Origin of the sequence: Streptomyces sennicomposti (assembly GCF_019890635.1) — a bacterium.
Classification (GTDB): Bacteria; Actinomycetota; Actinomycetes; order Streptomycetales; family Streptomycetaceae; genus Streptomyces; species Streptomyces sennicomposti.
This window is the reverse complement of sequence record NZ_JAIOAB010000142.1, coordinates 1-641: the sequence shown is the minus strand read 5'-3', so window position 1 is coordinate 641 and position 641 is coordinate 1. Positions and strand designations below refer to the sequence as shown.

General features: G+C 68.2%; 2 pseudogenes. Both read right to left on the bottom strand.

The features are described 5' to 3' along the window. Positions 1 to 384, bottom strand: a pseudogene (locus K7787_RS31440) (sugar ABC transporter permease); the annotation flags it as partial. 5 nt (positions 385 to 389) lie between these two features. Then, a pseudogene (locus K7787_RS31435) lies at positions 390 to 641 on the bottom strand (sugar ABC transporter substrate-binding protein); the annotation flags it as partial.

Genomic DNA, 641 nt, shown 5'->3' with positions numbered 1-641 from the left:
GGTGCCGATCGCCCAGCACAGGCCCACCGACAGCAGGGTGAAACCGACCGTGACGAAGAACGAGTGCAGCAGGGATTCCCCGACCGGCCCGTTGAAGTCCACCGACAGCTTGTAGTTGTCGATCCCCGACCAGGGAGCCGTGCCCCAGTCGCGGATGTAGAACTGGGTCAGCTCCTTGAAGCTCATCACGATACCGATCACCATCGGCACCAGATGGACCAGGAGTTCGAGGATCAGAGCGGGCAGGAGCAGCAGATACGGCAGCGAGACGCGGCGCAGCCGGCCGGTGGGACGGCGCGGACCGCGCTTCGTCCCACCGGAGGAGTCACCGCGCGCGGACCGCACCTTCGCCGTTCCGGCGTCCGTACGAACGGTGCTGGTCATCTCGCTCACTTCGTCGGCATCTGCTGCTGGGCCTTGACGAGCTTGGCCTTCACCGACTCGGTGGTCACCGCGCGGCCGGCGGCGGCGTCGGCGAACAGCTCCTTCACCGCCGTGCCGACCGTCGTCTCGAACTGCGACTCGGCGGCGACCTGGGGCAGCGCCACGGCGCTGGTGGAGAGGGTGTTCTTGAGGACGGCGTTGGCCGGGGTGTCGAAGGCGGGGTCCGACTGGGCGCCCTTGACCGGCGGGATGGTGCT